Origin of the sequence: Paraburkholderia hayleyella (assembly GCF_009455685.1) — a bacterium.
Classification (GTDB): domain Bacteria; phylum Pseudomonadota; class Gammaproteobacteria; order Burkholderiales; family Burkholderiaceae; genus Paraburkholderia; species Paraburkholderia hayleyella.
This window is the reverse complement of the sequence record NZ_QPES01000001.1, coordinates 2,189,154-2,204,347: the sequence shown is the minus strand read 5'-3', so window position 1 is coordinate 2,204,347 and position 15,194 is coordinate 2,189,154. Positions and strand designations below refer to the sequence as shown.

General features: G+C 61.1%; 14 protein-coding genes. 7 read left to right on the top strand and 7 right to left on the bottom strand.

Going from position 1 to position 15,194, the window contains the following annotated elements; all coding sequences use genetic code 11:
* Nucleotides 1-47 precede the first annotated feature (47 nt).
* From GH657_RS09835 to wrbA, 4 genes are all read right to left on the bottom strand, one after another.
* Nucleotides 48-875 (bottom strand): metallophosphoesterase, encoded by an 828-nt coding sequence (locus GH657_RS09835; protein ID WP_153100558.1) that lies wholly within the window; start codon nucleotides 873-875, stop codon nucleotides 48-50.
* 49 nt (nucleotides 876-924) lie between these two features.
* Complete coding sequence (locus GH657_RS09830; protein ID WP_153100556.1) at nucleotides 925-2,370, bottom strand: FAD-binding oxidoreductase; 1,446 nt, start codon at nucleotides 2,368-2,370, stop codon at nucleotides 925-927.
* Nucleotides 2,371-2,519: 149 nt separating this feature from the next.
* Nucleotides 2,520-2,963, bottom strand: a complete 444-nt coding sequence (locus GH657_RS09825; protein ID WP_153100554.1) for a DUF2069 domain-containing protein — start codon at nucleotides 2,961-2,963, stop codon at nucleotides 2,520-2,522.
* Nucleotides 2,960-3,562, bottom strand: a complete 603-nt coding sequence (gene wrbA, locus GH657_RS09820) for an NAD(P)H:quinone oxidoreductase (protein WP_153100552.1) — start codon at nucleotides 3,560-3,562, stop codon at nucleotides 2,960-2,962. The genes GH657_RS09825 and wrbA overlap by 4 nt, the downstream gene beginning before the upstream one ends.
* 147 nt (nucleotides 3,563-3,709) lie before the next feature.
* Between wrbA and GH657_RS09815 the strand changes: the two genes are divergently transcribed.
* Nucleotides 3,710-4,984 (top strand): YihY family inner membrane protein, encoded by a 1,275-nt coding sequence (locus GH657_RS09815; RefSeq protein WP_174769975.1) that lies wholly within the window; start codon nucleotides 3,710-3,712, stop codon nucleotides 4,982-4,984.
* Nucleotides 4,985-5,028: 44 nt separating this feature from the next.
* Here GH657_RS09815 and GH657_RS09810 read toward each other — a convergent pair whose 3' ends face one another.
* Nucleotides 5,029-5,349 (bottom strand): Mpo1-like protein, encoded by a 321-nt coding sequence (locus tag GH657_RS09810; RefSeq protein WP_153101709.1) that lies wholly within the window; start codon nucleotides 5,347-5,349, stop codon nucleotides 5,029-5,031.
* A 249-nt stretch (nucleotides 5,350-5,598) separates the two neighbouring features.
* On the opposite strand from GH657_RS09810, the gene GH657_RS09805 reads away from it, so the two are divergent.
* The 4 genes from GH657_RS09805 (at nucleotide 5,599) to GH657_RS09790 (ending at nucleotide 11,147) form a co-directional block, all read left to right on the top strand.
* Nucleotides 5,599-6,054, top strand: a complete 456-nt coding sequence (locus GH657_RS09805) for a CBS domain-containing protein (protein ID WP_153100551.1) — start codon at nucleotides 5,599-5,601, stop codon at nucleotides 6,052-6,054.
* A gap of 305 nt (nucleotides 6,055-6,359) precedes the next feature.
* The gene (locus tag GH657_RS09800) at nucleotides 6,360-8,303 is read left to right on the top strand and encodes an MFS transporter (RefSeq protein WP_153100549.1); all 1,944 of its coding nucleotides are present in this window, start codon (nucleotides 6,360-6,362) and stop codon (nucleotides 8,301-8,303) included.
* Nucleotides 8,304-8,509: 206 nt separating this feature from the next.
* Nucleotides 8,510-9,610 carry a chorismate synthase gene (aroC, locus tag GH657_RS09795; RefSeq protein WP_153100547.1) on the top strand — a complete coding sequence of 367 codons (1,101 nt, stop codon included), beginning with the start codon at nucleotides 8,510-8,512 and terminating at the stop codon, nucleotides 9,608-9,610.
* A 46-nt stretch (nucleotides 9,611-9,656) separates the two neighbouring features.
* Nucleotides 9,657-11,147, top strand: a complete 1,491-nt coding sequence (locus GH657_RS09790) for a glycosyltransferase family 9 protein (protein ID WP_153100546.1) — start codon at nucleotides 9,657-9,659, stop codon at nucleotides 11,145-11,147.
* Between the two features lie 71 nt (nucleotides 11,148-11,218).
* Here GH657_RS09790 and GH657_RS09785 read toward each other — a convergent pair whose 3' ends face one another.
* A complete protein-coding gene (locus GH657_RS09785) occupies nucleotides 11,219-12,892 on the bottom strand; it encodes an electron transfer flavoprotein-ubiquinone oxidoreductase (RefSeq protein ID WP_153100544.1) in 1,674 nt (557 codons plus the stop codon).
* Between the two features lie 265 nt (nucleotides 12,893-13,157).
* On the opposite strand from GH657_RS09785, the gene GH657_RS09780 reads away from it, so the two are divergent.
* Both GH657_RS09780 and GH657_RS09775 read left to right on the top strand, forming a co-directional pair.
* Nucleotides 13,158-13,934 carry an SDR family oxidoreductase gene (locus GH657_RS09780; RefSeq protein ID WP_153100542.1) on the top strand — a complete coding sequence of 259 codons (777 nt, stop codon included), beginning with the start codon at nucleotides 13,158-13,160 and terminating at the stop codon, nucleotides 13,932-13,934.
* A gap of 116 nt (nucleotides 13,935-14,050) precedes the next feature.
* Nucleotides 14,051-14,473, top strand: a complete 423-nt coding sequence (locus tag GH657_RS09775) for an acyl-CoA thioesterase (protein WP_153101708.1) — start codon at nucleotides 14,051-14,053, stop codon at nucleotides 14,471-14,473.
* Nucleotides 14,474-14,553: 80 nt separating this feature from the next.
* On the opposite strand, the gene GH657_RS09770 is transcribed toward GH657_RS09775, so the two are convergent.
* Nucleotides 14,554-15,099, bottom strand: coding sequence for a PAS and helix-turn-helix domain-containing protein (locus GH657_RS09770; RefSeq protein ID WP_153100539.1), 546 nt, complete (start codon nucleotides 15,097-15,099; stop codon nucleotides 14,554-14,556).
* Nucleotides 15,100-15,194: the final 95 nt, after the last annotated feature.

The following is a 15,194-nucleotide window of genomic DNA, read 5'->3' as shown; positions in this document are numbered from 1 at the left end:
GGCTTGGGATGTGGGCGTGGGCCCAGGCCTGGGCCTAGCCCCACGCTTCAGATCTCGATGATCTTGTCCCAGGCGAAATCCGGGTTTTCCATTTGCCCTGTGCGCCGGTTGCGGTAGCCGCGGGGATTGCAGACCACCCGTGTGCCATTCACCGAATAATCAAAAGCGCTGTGCGTGTGGCCGTGAATCCAGAGTGCGACCGGCGCTTGCACGAGCGTGGGCAAATCATTCACAAAGCCCGCTGACACGGGGTCTTGTGCATAGCGCGGTGCCAGGCTGAGCCGGTGCGGCGCATGATGCGTGACCACGATTGTCTGGCCCGCAAACGGCTGCGCCAGTTGCTGTTCGAGCCAGGCACGCGCTTGCGCGTGTAGTGCGAGGGTGTCGTTGGGGGTGAGGTCGCGGGTGGTGTCGCGCATGACATCGGCGCCGGGAGCTGACGCCGATGGCCAGGCGAGCTGGATCAGGCCGCGAAAATCGAGCATCACCTGCTGTGCAGCCTCCATCGCGGCTTGACGCGTGGCGTCATCCGCGCCGTATAGCGCGAAATGGGTCCAGAGCGTCGTCCCCAGCACGCGCCAGCGTCCGGCTGGGTCGACGAGCGCTGCGTTATTCAGGAAATGCACTCGCCCGCCTGACTGGGCCGCATCTAGCATGGCGTTTTCGAGCGCGCCCATCTCACCGTCGTAGTACTCGTGATTGCCTGGCACGTAGACCACGGGCGCGTCGTCGCCGAAGGTTTCGGCCGCCCAGCGCAAGCCTTCGGCGTGATTGTGAATATCGCCCGCCAGCACCACCAGATCGGCTTGTGCATAGGGGATGGTCTCGGGCATCTGGCATTCCAGATGCAAATCGGACAGGACGCGAATTTTCACGCTAGCGGCTCCAGCCAGAGGAGAAGGTGCGGGCGCATCGGTTTTAGCTTCAGTGCCAGCGCAACACCTTGCCGGGGTTCATCAGATTCAGGGGATCGAATGCGTGCTTGAGCGTGCGCATCAGGCGTAGTTCGGTCGTGGATTTGTAGCGCGCGGCTTCATCGATTTTCAACTGGCCCAGACCATGTTCGGCGCTGATGCTGCCATGGTGCCGCTGCACGCTGTCATGGACGAGCCGGTTGATGGTGGCTTCATGCTGCGCCAGGAACGCTTGTGCCTCAACGCCAGGGGGCGCGGCGACGTTGTAGTGCAAGTTGCCATCGCCCAGGTGGCCGAAAGTGACCTGGCGTGCGCCGGGAACGGCCTGCGCAATCGCGGCATCGGTGGCGCTCATGAAATCCGCGATGCGCGAGATGGGCAGCGCGATATCGTGCTTGATATTGAGCCCTTCCTTTGCCTGCGCCAGCGGAATATGTTCGCGCAATGCCCAGAAGGCCGCCGTTTGGGCCAGATTCGTGGCGACTACGGCATCTTCCACGAGCCCCTGTTCAAGCGCCGCCGCCATCAGGCGCTCGAATAACGCGTGTGCGTGGGCTTCGTTTTCGTTGTCGGAAAGCTCCAGCAGCACGATCTGCGCATGCTTGTGCCTGAACGGGTAGGGCAACTGTGGAAAATGCTGCCCGACCAAGCGCACACAGAAATCGGACATCAGCTCGAAACCTGTGAGCAGCGGGCCTGCCGCACGTTGCGCGAGCGCCAGAAACGCGAGCGCGGCCTGAGGCGAGGCCAGCGCGGCCAGTGCCGTGACACGGGCCGCGGGCTGCGGATGCAGTTTCAGCACCGCCGCCGTGATGATGCCCAGCGTGCCTTCCGCGCCAATAAACAAATCACGCAGGTCGTAGCCGGTGTTGTCCTTGCGCAGTCCGCGCAAGCCATCCCAGCATTCGCCCTCGGGCGTGACGACTTCGAGGCCGAGACACAGCTCGCGGGCATTGCCGTAACGCAGCACGGCGGTGCCTCCCGCATTGGTGGCCAGATTGCCGCCGATGGTGCAACTGCCTTCGGCCGCGAGGCTCAGTGCAAAGAGCCGGTCAGCGGCCAGCGCCGCGGCTTGCACGTCGGCGAGGATCACACCGGCTTCGGCCGTGATGGTGTTGTTATGCAAATCGAGCGCGCGAATCCGCTTCAGCCGACGCAGGCTCAATAGCGCCTGCGTGCCGCTGGTGTCGGGCGTGGCGCCGCCCGCGAGCCCGGTATTGCCGCCCTGTGGCACGAGCGCGATGCGGTGGGTCAGCGCGTGCCGCACGATGGCAGCGACTTCTTCCGTGCTCGCTGGACACAGCACCGCGCAGGCTGCGCCGGTATAGCGGCGGCGCCAGTCGGTGAGGTAAGACGCGGTGTCAGAGGGCGTGTTCAGGACATGGTTTGTCCCGATGGACTCGCGGCAGGCCGTGAGGAAGGCAGACTGGGCGGATGAGGGCGTGGAAGCGGTCATGGCGGACCATCGTGGGTAAAAGAAGCAAAGAGAAGCAAAGAGAAGCAAAGAGAAGCAAAGAGAAGCAAAGAGAAGCAAAGAGAAGCAAAGAGAAACCAGGAACGGGAAGCCGAACGGCAGATGCGGAAAAAGTCCCGATGCTCGTGATCTCAGTGTGTCGCCGTGCGGGCTGAAGCGGCACGTGCAGCCTGCCTGGCGGCACGTTTGAAGGGCGCGACATAGGCCAGCGCGCAGACAAAGAAAACCAGTGCCAGCAGCGCTTCAAGCCAGCCAAACCAGGCGCTCGGGCCGGAGTCGGACATCCCGCGCACGATGCCTTCGGCCAGATACAGCAGAATCAGCAGCGCCGCCCATTGCAGCGTGTAGAGGCGCCGCCGCAATACGCCCGGCACGGCGCACAGCAGCGGCACGGCCTTGAGCACGAGGGTCGAGCCGCCAGGGCGCAGGGGCGCGAGCCATCCTTCCCACGCCAGCGCCAGCACGACCAGCGCGAGTAGTGCCGCCGCCGCGCCCAGGCCGGCATAACGCCGCACCGTGACGGGGGCCGCGGAGGCGTGCGCGGGCGGGATGGCGGGAAGGCGGGAAGGGCTCAAGGACGTGCCTCGAGCAGCGCGGCCGTCCGCGCGAGCCGGGTGCCCAGCGCCACGGCAAGGGTTTTTTCATCGGTGGAGAGGCCTGGCCCGGCTGTGCCGCCGCGGGCGAAATGGGACGCGCCATAAGGCGTGCCACCGCTTTGCGTGGTGCTCAACGTGCTTTCGGTATAGGGGATGCCGACGATCAGCATGCCGTGATGCAACAGCGGCAGCATCATCGAGAGCAAGGTGGATTCCTGGCCGCCGTGCAGACTGCCTGTCGAGGTGAAAACACAGGCGGGCTTGCCTGCCAGCGCACCGGACAGCCATTGTGGCGTCGTGCCATCGAGAAAGTATTTGAGCGAAGCGGCCATGTTGCCGAAGCGGGTGGGCGAGCCGAGCGCCAGTGCGGCGCATTCTTCGAGATCGCGGAGTTCGACGTAGGGCGGGCCATCGCGGGGAATGTCCGGCTGCGTGCTTTCGCAAACTGTGGAAACGGGGGGAACCGTACGCACGCGGGATTGCATGCCGGGAACGCTGTCGATGCCGTGGGCGAGTGCCAGCGCAAGTTCGCGGGTCGCGCCATGACGGCTGTAATAAAGCACAAGAATGTCTTTCATAAGCCTCACCGGGTGAGCGCGTATTATAGGCGCCCGCGCCTGCCGCTGAGCGCCTGAGTCCGCCTGGGGTATGGGGTTCGGGGCGGAGTCAGGACCTTCAGGTTCACGATGCAAAAGGAGGTAAGTGTGCTGTCAGTGCTGTCCAGGATGCGTGTCGATCTCGATACACTCAACCGTCTTACGCATTTTGCTGCGAAACGTAGCAGCGAAGACCGGATTCCCCAGGTGGCAGGCAGTTTGACCTTCACCACGACGCTTTCGCTGGTGCCACTGGCGACGGTTGCTTTTGCGCTATTCACGGCGTTTCCCATCTTCGCGTCATTCCAGATGGCGCTGCAGGGTTTTCTTGCCGAGCATCTGATGCCCGCGCAAATCAATAACCAGATCTTCAGGTATCTGAATGAATTTGCCTCGAAAGCCAAGGGCCTGACTGCCGTCGGGATGATCGTGCTGTTTGTCACGTCGGTGATGACGATGATGACGGTCGAATCCGCTTTTAACGTGATCTGGCGCGTGCGCAAGTCCAGGCCCTTCGCCCAGCGCGTGCTGGTGTACTGGTCGATCCTGACGCTGGGCCCGATTCTGATTGGCGGCAGCCTGTCGATTTCGTCGTATCTGTTCACCCAGTCGATGACGCTGAGCGCGGTTCAGCACATGCCTTCCGTGATCAGCTGGGCGCTGGTCAGCGCGGCGATGCCCCTGCCTGCGCTGGCTTTCACGATGCTGTACATCTGCCTGCCCAATTGCCGTGTGGAATGGCGCGATGCGCTGGTGGGCGGTGTGTGTGCCGCGCTGGCGTTCGAACTGGCCAAGCGCGGTTTTGGCTATAGCATCCGCCGCATTCCAACCTATACCGTCGTGTACGGTGCGTTTGCCGTGGTGCCGATGTTCCTGCTGTGGATGTATATGAGCTGGTTCATCACGCTGCTGGGTGCCATGGTGGCGTCGGCCTTGCCCGCGATTCGAGTGGGCCAGTTTCACCGGCCGCGCTTTGCGGGCAGCGATTTGCTCGATGCGCTTGAACTGCTCGCCTGGCTCATGCAGGCGCGCCAGGCGGGCACGCGGGGCTATACCGTGCAGGAACTGGCGCGCCTGCTGCGCCGTGATATGGAAACCATGAGCCGTCTGCTGCGCGAGCTGGAAGGCCTTGAGTGGATTGTCCGTTTGCAGGAAGAGGGCGAGCGCGCGCGCTTTTTGCTGCTGGCCAACCCTGAGCAGATTACGGTGGCGCGTCTGATCGATCTTTTTGTGCTCGACCATGCGGAACTGGAATATCAGTTGAAGCTGGATTCGACCCAGGTGGATTGCACGGCACTGCTCGCGGTGCTGAAGAACGACAAGCTGAATGTCTCGTTGGCCGAACTGTTGGCGGCAGCGCGCAAACATGACGCGAACGGGGAGCCGGAAGCGGAAGCGAAATAAGGCCGACGGCAAGGTGTCGGCACGGGTTTAAATCGCGGATTTATTTAAAGCGGTAATTTGCCCTGGCAAATGTCCTTGAACATCATCCAGTCGCCCATCAGGCTATAGAGCGGATAGCGGAAGGTTGCGGGCCGGTTTTTCTCGAAGAAAAAGTGACCGGCCCAGGCACAGCCATAACCGCAGACGATGGCGACGGGGAGCCAGAGCCAGCCGCCGGTAGCGAGCGCCATGGTAACGCAGCCAATCACGCCGAGCGAGCCCATGAAATGCAACCGGCGCGAGATCGGGTTGCGGTGCTCGCTGAGATAAAAAGGATAAAACTCAGCAAAACTGGCGAAATGCCGGGCTTGTGCGGGGTGGGCCATCATAGCCTCCGGAATGGGCGCTGCAGGTGGCTGTGCCGATGCGCGTGAGCTCAAGCATTGTGCGGCGTGCCGCTGACTGATGCAACCCCGTTGCCGTGGCGTTTTGGCGCAGCGCGGGCGGAGGCCTCCGGCTATTGCAAGCGCCCGGTATTCCGGTGTTTCACGTGCCTGGCGTGGCTTTTCTTTTGCAGGCCTTTCAGCTAGCATCAGAGACTAAATTTGCATTATCGGCATCATCAGGAGACATTCATGCGCGTCACCGACATTCTCAAGGTCAAGGGCAATACGCTCTTTACCGTCACCCCCGATACCCCGCTGCTCGATGCCGTCAACACCATGGCGGAGCACGATATCGGCTCACTGGTCGTCATGGAATATGGCGATCTGGTCGGAATGCTAACGTTTCGGGAAGTCATTGGCCTCTTGAGCCGCAATAGCGGCAGCGTCGGTGCCTCGACGATCCGCAAGGTCATGGATGACCATCCGCTCACGTGCACCCCAGAAACCGATGTCAACGAAGTCCGGCGCATGATGCTCGAACATCATGTGCGTTATTTGCCCGTGATGGATAGCCGCACGCTGATGGGCGTGATCTCGTTTTATGACGTGGCTAAAGCCGTGGTGGACGAGCAGGGCTTTGAAAACCGCATGCTCAAGGCTTATATCCGCGACTGGCCGGATGAGCAGGAACAGCAGGCCCGCTAGGCGTTGTGCCGCGGGTTTGGGACCTTGCCGCATCAGCCCCGTAGCTTGTCCGTGTAGCCTGTGTTTGCAGGCAGAAAACTTCCTCCCTTTGCGTTTTCCCCAGTTCCATTTTCGCGGTTAGCGCAGGCGTGACAGACATGAATGGCTGCTCACGCTAGCCGCTTTGGCTATCCGCTCCGTATCGGCGGGACATGGCCGCATCGCTGGCATCAATGAACGCGTCATGGCCGCGGCCTCCTGCGTGTCATCTTTTTACCTCCTCACCCCTTCAGCCCTTCACCCCTTCACTTTTCTTCACGATCCGGATGAATGAACAACCGTCTCCTGCTGTTTGTCGCGCAGTACGCGCGAGCGGCAAACACGCGTCCTCTTCCCAGTTTGGCCTGCTGCGTGAGCGGCGTTTTGCGCCATTTTTCTGGACTCAGTTTTTCGGGGCGATGAATGACAACGTGTTCAAGATTGGTTTTACCTCGCTCGTCACGTTTCAGACCGCGCGTTTTTCCGGTGTCGATGCCCAAACGGCGGCATTCCTGATTTCCGCGATTTTTATCTTGCCGTTTGTGCTGTTTTCGGCGACATCCGGCCAGATTGCGGACAAATATGACAAGGCGTGTCTGGTCCGTCTGGTGAAAAGCTTTGAAATCGCGGTGATGCTGGTCGGCACGGCGGGGTTCTGCTTGCATAGCGCACCGCTGCTGTATCTGTGCACCTTCCTGATGGGGGTTCATTCAACGATATTCGGCCCGATCAAATATGCGTATTTGCCGCAGCATTTGTCGCAAACCGAACTGGTGGGGGGCAATGGGCTGGTGGAAATGGGCACTTTTGTCGCCATTCTGTTTGGCACGATTGCAGGTGGCGCAGCCGCCGATTTTGGCCAGCACGGTGCGCTGCTGCTCTCGGCAATCTGCGTGGCGCTCGCTGTCGTGGGGCGTGCCGTATCGAGCTTTGTACCCGAAACGCTAGCGCCCCAGCCCGATTTGCGCATCAACTGGAATCCCTTTAGCGAAACCTGGCGCAACTTGCGTCTTGCGCGTGAAAACCGTGCGGTGTTTCTGAGCCTGCTGGGCATTTCCTGGCTGTGGTTCGTGGGTGCGACGTTTCTCTCTTCTTTTTTCCGTTTTGCCAAAGACGTGCTGCTGGCCAATCCGGACGTCGTCACGGTGCTGCTGGCTACGTTCTCTGTCGGTATTGGCATGGGCTCGCTGTTGTGCGATCGGCTCTCGCGGCAGCGCATCGAACTAGGCCTCGTGCCGCTGGGCTCGATTGGCATCAGTCTGTTTGCGATCGATCTGTATTTCGCTAGCCAGGCGCGGCCAGCGGCCGGACAACTGCTGGCGCTGGGCGAGTTCATGGCGCAGCCTGCCCACTGGCGGGTGCTGGCCGATCTCTTTTTGCTGGCGCTCTCGGGCGGGCTGTATAGCGTGCCGCTGTACGCGCTGGTGCAAAGCCGCAGCCAGGCCAGCCACCGGGCGCGGATCATCGCGGCCAACAATATTTTGAATGCGCTCTTCATGATCGCCTCCGCGCTGATGGCCATCGGGCTGACCGCACTGGGTGTCGGTATTCCGGGTATTTTCCTGATGATCGCCTTGCTGAATATCGTGGTGGCGTTTTATATCTACTCGCTGGTGCCCGAATTTTTGCTGCGCTTTCTCGCCTGGATACTGGTGCACACGATTTACCGGATTCGTCTGGTTCATCCTGAACGTATTCCCGATGAAGGGCCCGCGGTGCTGGTGTGTAACCACGTGAGTTATGTCGATGCGCTTGTCATCATGGCTGAGAGCCCGAGGCCGATTCGTTTTGTGATGGATCACCGGATTTTTCGCACGCCGTTCGCGGGCTGGGTGTTCCGCCATGCGAAGGCGATTCCGATTGCCCCGGCCCGTGAAGATGCGGCCTTGTTGCAGCAGGCCTATGACGCTTGCGCTAGCGCGTTGGCCGAGGGCGAACTGGTCTGTATTTTCCCCGAAGGCAAGCTGACGCAAACCGGCGAGCTCAATCCTTTTCGCCAGGGCGTTCACGGAATCATTCAACGCACACCCGTGCCCGTTGTGCCGATGGCGCTGCGCGGGTTATGGGGCAGCGTGTTTTCGCGGGCCGCCGACGCGCGTTGGCCACGGCCTTTGCGCCGGGGCGTGATGAGCCGCCTGACGCTTGCCGTCGGTGAGCCGCTTAGCCCCGCGCAGGCAACGCCAGAAACGTTGCAGCAGTACGTTACCGCCTTGCGTGGCCCGCGCAAGTAGCGCGGGGTAGGGGGCTAAGATCCGGGGCTAAGATCCGCTTCGAAATCCCGCCTCCCCGCCTCCTCACCTCCCCGCCGCATACCTGTTCTGTGCTGAAGCGGGCCCCGACCGGCCCCGACCGGCCCCAATTGCCCCGGACACGGCTGGCATAATGGCGGCTTCCGTGCTGTCTATTTGTTTATTTCCGCTTTTTTTGGACCTCCATCATGTCCGGCAATACGCTCGGTAAGCTTTTCACCGTTACCACCTTTGGCGAGTCTCACGGCCCCGCGCTGGGTTGCGTGATCGACGGTTGCCCGCCCGGTATGGCCCTCGTCGAGGACGACATCCAGCTAGAACTCGATCGCCGCAAGCCGGGCACGTCGCGTCACGTGACGCAGCGTCAGGAGGCAGACCGGGTTGAGATTCTCTCGGGTGTTTTCGCAGGGCAGACAACGGGCGTACCGATCGCCCTTCTGATCCGCAACACCGACCAGCGCAGCGGTGACTACGGCAATCTCACCGAAACCTTTCGCCCTGGTCACGCCGATTACACCTACTGGCAGAAGTACGGTATCCGCGACTATCGCGGGGGCGGCCGCTCGTCGGCGCGCCTGACCGCTGCCACCGTGGCTGCTGGAGCCGTGGCGAAAAAATGGCTGCGCGAGCGCATGGGCATCGGGATTCGCGGTTACATGGCGGCGTTAGGCGAGATTGAGGTGCCTTTCGTCGACTGGTCGCATGTGCGTGAAAATCCCTTTTTTGCCGCCAATGCGGCTTTGGTGCCCGAGCTCGAAGCCTATGTCGATGCCTTGCGCCGGGACGGCGATTCGATTGGCGCACGGATCAACGTGGTCGCCTCGGGGGTGCCGGTTGGGCTGGGCGAACCCTTGTTCGACCGGCTCGATGCCGACATCGCGCACGCGATGATGGGCATCAACGCGGTGAAGGGCATCGAGATTGGCGCGGGTTTCGCCAGCATCGCGCAGCGTGGCTCGGTGCATGGCGATGAACTGACGCCGGAGGGCTTCGTTGGCAATCATGCGGGCGGCATTCTCGGCGGGATTTCGACGGGACAGGACATCACGGTATCGCTGGCGATCAAACCCACGTCGAGCATTCGCACGCCGCGCCGCTCGATTGATAAAGCGGGGCAGCCCGCCGTGGTCGAAACCTTTGGGCGGCATGATCCGTGTGTCGGGATTCGCGCCACGCCCATCGCCGAGGCGATGCTCGCTCTCGTGTTGATCGACCACGCCTTGCGCCATCGTGCGCAATGCGGCGAGGTCGAGGTCGAGACCCCTCGAATTGCCGCCAGCGCCCCTTAAGCGCTTCTTATGCGCTCCTCTTGAATAGCAGAATGTCCCGGTCACAATGACGCAAAACCTTCCTTTGGCAGACCTCGAGCGTGAAATAGAACGCTTGTCTGCTCGCACGACATCGCCTGAGGCCCGCGCCACCGACTGGTTTTTGCTGGGCCAGGCGCTCTTGCAACATCCCGCAGCGGATTCCCAGCGGCGGCAGATGGCCTTGATGGCACTCGTGCTGGCTTATCAGATGGATGCCTCGTGCGCACCTGCGCTGCTGTCCACGATTGGCCAGACGGCCTTTGGGCTGCGCGCCTGGAGTTTGGTCGAAGAGGCCACCTCGGTTTTGCTGCAGCAAGACGCGACGGATGTGAACGCGTTGATGTGGCGCGCCGCGGCGTTGCAGTCCAAAAATGAATTTGCCGAGGCCGAGCGGCTTTTGCGTGAAGTCGTGCGTTTGCGCCCTGACGATCCGCTCACGCATCACAAGCTCGCGTTGTCTTTCAAGGAGCAAGGCCGTTTTGCCGAAGCGGAGGCCGGGCTAAGGCATGCGCTCGCGCTCGAGCCGGACAATATTTATACGCGTTTCGATTTGTCCGAACTCGAGTTATACAACGCCGACTATGCGGCTGGCTGGCCGCGCTATGAGGTCCGCGTCGCGTTCGCTGACAACCCGCGCAGCGCGCAGCATGTACTGGCGAAGCAAAGCCCGTATTGGCAGGGGGAATCCCTCGCGGGCAAGGTGCTGGTGGTGTACGGCGAGCAGGGCCTGGGCGATTGCCTATGGGCTGTGCGGTTTTTGCCGCTGCTGGCGCAACGGGCCCGCAGCGAGGGCGGGCGGGTGATTTTCGGCCATGACGGGCCGCTGCGGCATCTGATTGAACGCATGCTGCCTGATGATCTAGTGCTTGAAACGTCCCTTGAAACGCATCCCGATTTCCACTGCGGGCTGATGAGCCTGCCGCTGCGCCTCGGCGTGTTCAGTGCCGAGGGCTGGGGTCAGCCCTATCTGAGCGCTGATCCGGAGCGCGCCGCACGCTGGCGTGAACGGGTGAGCGCTGTGGCAGCGGAGGGGCGACCCAAGGTCGGACTGGTGTGGAACGGCAATCCGGGTCACATCCGCGATGCGCGCCGCTCCATGGCGCCTGAGCAGCTTGAGCCCCTGTTACAGGTGCCTGGCGTCACCTTCTTCGCGCTTTCGCCTGGGCGGGGGAGCACCGTGGAGCAATGGCGCACACGCGGCATGGAGGTCATCGATCTGACCGCGCAGTTCGAAACGGGTTTTGACGATGTGGCCGCGTTGCTGGTCAACCTGGATCTGGTCGTGACGATCGATAGCGGGCCTGCCCATCTGGCTGGCGCGTTGGGTGTCCCCACCTGCCTGATGATCGATTACATCTCGGCGTGGTTCTGGGGCCATCAGAACCAGCGCACGCCCTGGTACGATTCCATCGAACTCCTGCGCCAGCCTGAGATCGGCGCCTGGGCGCCCGTGCTGGAACGGGTGCGGCAAAAATTGGTGGCGCTCGCTAGCTCCCGCCCTGGTGAGGTGCAGTGACATGTACGCTAGCTTCCCGGCGCGAGATGGCTTTGCGCCGGGGTTCGCTTGCGTGTGACAGGTGACAGGTCTCACATATTGGGGTAGTTCGGTCCACCGCCGCCTTCCGGCGTCACCCACACAATGTTTTGCGTGGGGTCCTTGATGTCGCAGGTTTTGCAATGCACGCAATTTTGCGCATTGATGACGAGTTGTTCGTTACCGTCGTTGTTCTTGACGAATTCATAAACGGCAGCCGGGCAGTAGCGGCTCTCAGGGCCCGCATAGGTACGCCAGTTGACGTTGATGGGAACCGTTGCATCCTTGAGCGTCAGGTGCGACGGCTGATTTTCTTCGTGATGGGTATTCGAAATAAACACCGACGAGAGCCGGTCGAAGGTCAGCTTGCCATCGGGTTTCGGGTACTCAATGGGCTGACATTGCGAGGCGGGCTTGAGCATTTCGTGATCTGCATGCTTGTGATGCAGCGTCCAGGGCACATTGCCGCCTAACAGTTTTTGCTCGAGGCCCACCATCAGCGTGCCCAGATACAGGCCCCGGCTCATCCACTGCTTGAAGTTGCGGGCGCGATGCAGCTCAGTATGCAGCCAGGATTGGCGGAAGGCTTCTGGATAGGCACTGAGCTCGTCTGCCGCACGTCCGGCGGCCAGCGCCTCGAAGGCCGCCTGCGCCGCCAGCATGCCGGTCTTGATCGCAGCGTGGCTGCCCTTGATGCGCGAGGCATTGAGAAAGCCCGCATCGTCTCCCACCAGCGCGCCACCCGGAAACACCAGCTTGGGCAGTGACATCAGGCCGCCCGCCGTAATGGCCCGCGCGCCATACGACACGCGTTTGCCGCCTTGCAAAAAAGTGCGAATCGCGGGATGAGTCTTGTAGCGCTGAAATTCTTCGAAGGGCGACAGATAGGGATTGGAATAGCCCAGCCCTACGACAAAACCGATCATGACCTGGTTGTGATCCATGTGATAAAGGAACGAGCCGCCATAGGTATCGTTTTTGAGCGGCCAGCCGGCGGTGTGGAGCACGAGGCCGGGTTGGTGCATGGACGGGTCGATTTCCCATAGTTCCTTGAGGCCAATGCCATACGTCTGCGGATCGGCGCCATCGCGCAGCTGGAAGCGCTCGTGAAGCTGGCGCCCGAGGTGGCCGCGCGCACCTTCACAAAACAGCGTGTATTTCGCATGCAGTTCCATGCCGAGCTGGAAATTCTCCGTGGGCTGGCCGTCGCGGCCGATGCCCATGTTGCCGGTGACCACGCCCTTGACCGAACCATCCTCGTGATACAGCACTTCCGCTGCGGGAAAGCCGGGGAAAATCTCGACGCCTAACGCCTCTGCCTGTTGCCCGAGCCAGCGCGCGACATTCGCCAGGCTGACGACGTAGTTGCCCTCGTTGCGAAAAATCGCGGGCAGGGCCCAGTGCGGCACCTGCCTGGCGCTGCGCTCGCCGAGAAAAATGAAACGGTCCTCGCTGACCTCGACATTCAGTGGCGCGCCTTTTTCTTTCCATTCGGGGATGAGTTCGGTCAGCGCGCGCGGGTCCATCACCGCCCCTGACAAAATATGTGCGCCGATTTCCGAGCCTTTTTCGAGGATGCACACACTGGTTTCGACGCCTTTTGCCAGCGCCAGCTGTTTGAGCCGGATCGCCGCGGACAAGCCTGCCGGGCCACCTCCGACGATCACCACGTCGTATTCCATGGATTCGCGCGGGCCGTACTGCTCGATGAGGCTTGCGGGGGTCATTGATGCTCCTCTTGCCGTTAAAATACTTTTTCGAGATGGTTGGGGATTCTTTGGGGACCACACGGGGACGTATTGTCAGCGAACGGTCCGGACGCCGCAACCGGATGCGCATGAATTAGCACGATCGTTCTATTGGTGTGATACGGTGTCGCAGGTTCGTCGGGTCTTTCATCGCGCCTCTTACACTATCTTTTCTCCGCATCGTTTGCGGCCTGGCCGCAGCAGTTTGCGTTACTACTCGAAACTATTGAAATGAAGGAATGACATGGGCCGTTCGATTAATCTGGAAGGCAAAGTTGCGCTGATTACTGGCGCGTCGAGCGGGTTGGGCAAGCGGTTTGCACAAGTGCTCTCGCAAGCGGGTGCGAAGGTTGTGCTGGCCAGTCGCCGCACGGAACGGCTTAAAGAGCTGCGTGCCGAAATCGAAGCGTCGGGTGGTGCCGCGCACGTGGTGTCGCTGGACGTCACCGATTATCAAAGCATCAAGTCCGCCATCGCGCATGCGGAAACCGAAGCGGGCACGATCGATATCCTGGTGAACAATTCAGGTGTTTCGGCTCATCAGAAACTTGCCGAGGTCACCCCTGCTGATTTCGAATTCATTTTCGACACCAATACCCGCGGGGCTTTTTTTGTCGCGCAGGAAGTCGCCAAACGCATGCTCCGGCGCAACGACAGCGTCACCAAGCCGGGCTACCGGATTATCAACATTGCTTCGGTGGCAGGCATGCGCGTGTTGCCGCAAATTGGCCTGTATTCGATGAGCAAGGCCGCGGTGATCCACATGACCCGGGCGATGGCGCAGGAGTGGGGACGTCATGGCATCAACGTGAACGCGATCTGCCCGGGCTACATCGACACCGAACTCAATCATCACCGCTGGGCCACGGAGCAGGGGCAAAAACTGATTGCGCAACTGCCACGACAACGAGTGGGCGTACCTGAAGACCTCGACGGCCTGTTGCTGCTGCTTGCAGCCGATGAGTCGCAATTTATTAACGGCTCGATCATTACCGCCGACGATGGTTTCGGGCTGGTTTGAGGCGACATGAAGGTGTCCGGCCACCTGCTCTGCCTCCTGTTTCCATTGGCTGATGAAACACGGTGAACACGATGAATGCGATGAACGCGATGAACGCGATGAACGCGATGAACGCGATGAACGATTACCACGCAGTTTTTCAGATGTCGCTGCCGATTCGCTGGGGCGATATGGACGCCTTTGGCCACGTCAATAACACCGTGTACTTCCGCTACATGGAGCAGGTGCGGATCAGCTGGTTCGAGCAGCTCGATCTCGCGGATAGCCGTCAGGCGGGGCAGGGCCCGGTACTGGTGAATGCGTCGATGGAATTTTTACGGCAATTGCATTATCCGGGGGACGTCATTGGCCGAATGAGCGCGGCCCGCCCGGGGCGCAGCAGCTTTGACACCCGCTTCGAGCTAACGCGTGCCGACGAGCCGCAGACGCTGTATGCCCAGGGTACGGCGCGTTGCGTATGGATTGATTACGCAGCAGGTAAATCGGTACCGGTGCCGGATGTGTTGCGGGCGGCCATTGAACGTGCCATCCAGGCCTGATTTTGTATTTGCGTTTGAGCGGGTTGGCCAGGGCTCTGGCGCAAGACGCCAGGGCCTGGAGACGCACGCTTCCTGCGCGCTCAATGTCTGAGCAGACGTTGCAGTAGCTCGGTGGTATTCGTTGAACCGTACTTGCGCATCAGCCGTGCACGATAAACATCAACCGTGCGAGGGCTGATTTCGAGTGTCCGGCCAATTTGCTTGCTGGTTTTGCCGGTGGCGAGCTGGGCCGCGATTTCCCGCTCACGCGGGGTGAGCTCAACGGTGACCCGGCGCGTCGCGCTCAGGTCTTCGAAGGTCCAGACACCGGCGGCATGCGGTTGCGTCAGTTCGAGCGAGCGTCCCGTCACATGGCACCAGAACAGTTCTCCGTTAGCGCGCTTCATGATGCGGTCATCGGCGTAGCTGCCCTGGGCGCTCATGATCGGTGAAATACGCTCTCCCATGCGTTCGAACTCATCTGCGGAGGGATAGAGCAGTTGAAACGACTGTCCCAGCAGTGCCGCGCGCGAGTAGCCGAAAATCACAGCGAGCGGCTCGTTGCAGTCCTGGATGGTGCGCTCGCGTGACAGCACGAGGCCCACGGGCGCGAGATGAAAAGCAGTCTGGTAATCAAGAACAGGCATGGCGAAGAAGCAGGTGCTGGCTGGCGGTGACTACTTATGTAATTGTGCGTATTGTGCCGCAAGGCGGTGGCAGCGTACCCTTTGGAGCGCATCAT

What these genes read in the sequence shown, in the direction of transcription:
- GH657_RS09805 (WP_153100551.1), top strand. Translation starts at nt 5,599, where the DNA reads ATGCGCGTCACCGACATTCTCAAGGTCAAGGGCAATACGCTCTTTACC.
- aroC (WP_153100547.1), top strand. Translation starts at nt 8,510, where the DNA reads ATGTCCGGCAATACGCTCGGTAAGCTTTTCACCGTTACCACCTTTGGC.
- GH657_RS09775 (WP_153101708.1), top strand. Translation starts at nt 14,051, where the DNA reads ATGAACGATTACCACGCAGTTTTTCAGATGTCGCTGCCGATTCGCTGG.
- wrbA (WP_153100552.1), bottom strand. Translation starts at nt 3,562, where the DNA reads ATGAAAGACATTCTTGTGCTTTATTACAGCCGTCATGGCGCGACCCGC.
- GH657_RS09790 (WP_153100546.1), top strand. Translation starts at nt 9,657, where the DNA reads ATGACGCAAAACCTTCCTTTGGCAGACCTCGAGCGTGAAATAGAACGC.
- GH657_RS09780 (WP_153100542.1), top strand. Translation starts at nt 13,158, where the DNA reads ATGGGCCGTTCGATTAATCTGGAAGGCAAAGTTGCGCTGATTACTGGC.
- GH657_RS09815 (WP_174769975.1), top strand. Translation starts at nt 3,710, where the DNA reads ATGCGTGTCGATCTCGATACACTCAACCGTCTTACGCATTTTGCTGCG.
- GH657_RS09770 (WP_153100539.1), bottom strand. Translation starts at nt 15,099, where the DNA reads ATGCCTGTTCTTGATTACCAGACTGCTTTTCATCTCGCGCCCGTGGGC.
- GH657_RS09800 (WP_153100549.1), top strand. Translation starts at nt 6,360, where the DNA reads ATGAATGAACAACCGTCTCCTGCTGTTTGTCGCGCAGTACGCGCGAGC.
- GH657_RS09810 (WP_153101709.1), bottom strand. Translation starts at nt 5,349, where the DNA reads ATGGCCCACCCCGCACAAGCCCGGCATTTCGCCAGTTTTGCTGAGTTT.
- GH657_RS09785 (WP_153100544.1), bottom strand. Translation starts at nt 12,892, where the DNA reads ATGACCCCCGCAAGCCTCATCGAGCAGTACGGCCCGCGCGAATCCATG.
- GH657_RS09830 (WP_153100556.1), bottom strand. Translation starts at nt 2,370, where the DNA reads ATGACCGCTTCCACGCCCTCATCCGCCCAGTCTGCCTTCCTCACGGCC.